Raw genomic sequence first — 2,780 nt, 5'->3', positions numbered from 1 at the left:
TTCCGTAATTCATCCGCCAATTGCCGGAGGCTGTTGCGATCTAATTGACGCAATTCTGCCGGTGTCTTGATCTTGTCTAACAACGGCGTCTTGTCATTCGGAAACATAAGCTTAGGGCCTTAAATCAAACCGAAATTTAAGCCTGTTTAGTAAAACAATTCGCCCTAAAGGTGAACAGCAGGAACCCAAATTAGCCAAGATAAGCCCTGACTGCGACATAAAAGTTACAAAATCATGGCAGGTAATAGAGTCATTGCAACAGGTTAACCTGAGGTACATTTAGGTTAATGAGAAAGACAATGTGAACATTTACCCCGTATTTCTAAAACAGACCTTTCTGCGACAAAATCATTTTTTTCTGCCGATTCTTTCAAAAAGCGGCTGATCTTGTCATCATCTATATGAATCACACCACCACATTGGTCGCAGACGAGAAAAAGGCAGTCATGCCGACATTCGGGATGGGCATTAACGATATAGGCGTTAGCGCTTTCGACCCGATGCGCAAGATTGCTGCTGACGAAGATATCAAGGATACGATAAACGCTGTTGGCAGCTACTCTGCGCCCTTCGGATTGAGAGACAATATCGGCAATATCATAAGCTGAACTGGGCTTGTTGGTCTGTGCCAAGGCTTTGTAAACAGAAGCACGCATGGCTGTCCATTGCTCACCCGATTTCAATAAGGCCGCTTTGGCTGCTTCTAATAAATCAGAGCCGCTATGTTGAATATGGGCATGGGGCGCTGTTTGGAGGGTTGTTTCACCCAAGGCCGGATTTCCTTCTGTTAGATATAAACGCTAATATCGTTATATATAGGGCGAATGCCCTATAAAAACAGCCTTTAAATAGCGATCGCCGAATAGAAGGCATGAGAAGAGAAAGTCTTGGATAGCGGCTCATCACAGCGATTGATGTGTGAAATTTTTATCAGACGATAAAGAAAAAGCCTTTCTGGTGAGAGAAAGGCTTTTTCCATTTATGCTTCCGCCTTTACGGAAACCTAGTGGTGGGTAAAATCCACAACCATACGGCCTGTGAATTTCCCATGTTCCATTTCGTCAAAGATTTGGTTGATTTCTTCGACTTTACGCTTGGTAACTTTCGGTTTGACCTTGCCTTCGGCTGCAAACTGGAAGGCTTCTTTCAAATCTTCCCGCGTACCGACCAAAGAACCTAAGACTTCGATACCGTCGAGCACCAAACGAGGAATGCTCAAATCCATTTTTTCAGGAGGCAGGCCAACAGCAACGACACGGCCACCGGCGCGGATAGCTTCAACAGCAGAGTTAAAGGCGGATTTGGCAACAGCTGTCACCACAGTGGCATGTGCGCCGCCGACTTTTTCCTGAATGATTTTGGCAGCATCTTCGTTTTTCGGATTGATGACCATATCTGCGCCCAGCTCTTTGGCAAAAGCGAGCTGTTCGTCATTGACATCAATCGCGATCACTTTGGCGTTAAAAACATTCTTGGCATATTGGAGTGCCAAATTGCCTAAACCGCCCAAGCCATAGATTGCCAGCCATTGTCCCGGCTGTATTTGGGAGACTTTGACGGCTTTATAGGTGGTTACGCCCGCGCAAGTGATACTGCTGGCAACCGCGGGATCAAGACCATCAGGCACCTTGACCGAGTAATCGGCAACAACAATACATTCTTCTGCCATAGCGCCATCAACCGTATAACCGGCATTTTCAACATTGCGGCAGAGCGTTTCATTACCGCTGACACAATATTCGCAATGGCCGCAGCCTTTGAAGAACCATGCAACACTGGCACGGTCACCGACTTTCAGAGAAGTAACGCCCTCCCCGACCTGCTTGACGATACCGATGCCTTCATGGCCGGTAATTCTGCCCGTTTCATCGCCAAAATCCCCGTTTTTTACGTGGAGATCGGTATGACATACCCCGCAATATTCCATTTCCAAAAGGGCTTCCCCGTATTTCAGAGGGCGTAATTTGGTGTCTTTTACTTCGATCGTATGATCTTTGGTTATGACGGCTGCTTTCATGATGACTACCCTTTGGTTAATTATCTCGGAGAGATAGAGGTCAGTCGACAAATTTGCGGCTGACATACATCTTGCGATATCGGTAAAAACGATTGTTAGCCGATTGTGATCCCGAAAATCATAAAAAGATTTATAGATATCGCTTGTATCAATACTTAAATATAAAATAATGAAAGTGCTATTTTTTAAATTTTCTTTATAAAAAGCCCATTAAAAAAGTTTAATAGTAATCATTTGCAAAAACTTAAGAATAAAACAACAGATTGAGAGAGATTGGGGTCAATTTTGTAAAAAATATTCCGCCCTTTTTGAGGGAACTTTGGGAGGCGAGATTTTGAATGGTGGAGTAAAACACGCTTTCAGAAAATCGGAAAAAATTGAGAAAGGGAATGATTGGGACTCAGAGTCTCGATTATCCTTTTAATGACCATCCTATAGGAGAAGAATATTGGGTAAAGATATCCCTCCTATTCATAGTCAAAACCATCAATCCAATCAGGATATCATCCTAGTTCCCAAAATTAAGAAGGACAGCAAAGTATCGTCACAGCTTTATTAGGGCGAAAGCTAAAAAGGAACGATTATTTGAGCAGTGCATAGCTATAAAATTTCACGATCAATGCTATGGATTTAATCAAATGAGGTGATGATTTCTCACCTTTTAGAGCCAGATCCGAAATTTTTCGAACAATAGCCCTATGTTAAGCTTCATCTATCTTTGAGAAGAGATGGAGAGAATGATGACATGGACAGGAATTGTCCG

The 2,780-nt window shown here is 43.3% G+C and carries 2 protein-coding genes; both read right to left on the bottom strand.

The annotated features are described in order from the left end of the window. Positions 1-284: 284 nt before the first annotated feature. Positions 285-770, bottom strand: a complete 486-nt coding sequence (locus LDL18_RS08945; RefSeq protein ID WP_014848211.1) for a transcriptional repressor — start codon at positions 768-770, stop codon at positions 285-287. A 233-nt stretch (positions 771-1,003) separates the two neighbouring features. Beyond that, the gene (gene adhP / locus LDL18_RS08940) at positions 1,004-2,017 is read right to left on the bottom strand and encodes an alcohol dehydrogenase AdhP (RefSeq protein ID WP_011241052.1); all 1,014 of its coding nucleotides are present in this window, start codon (positions 2,015-2,017) and stop codon (positions 1,004-1,006) included. Positions 2,018-2,780: the final 763 nt, after the last annotated feature.

The organism is Zymomonas sp. (genome assembly GCF_020216885.1).
GTDB lineage: Bacteria > Pseudomonadota > Alphaproteobacteria > Sphingomonadales > Sphingomonadaceae > Zymomonas.
This window is presented reverse-complemented; position numbering and strand designations above follow the sequence as displayed.

Coding starts and splice junctions, on each gene's coding strand:
- adhP (WP_011241052.1), bottom strand. CDS start 2,017: ATGAAAGCAGCCGTCATAACCAAAGATCATACGATCGAAGTAAAAGAC.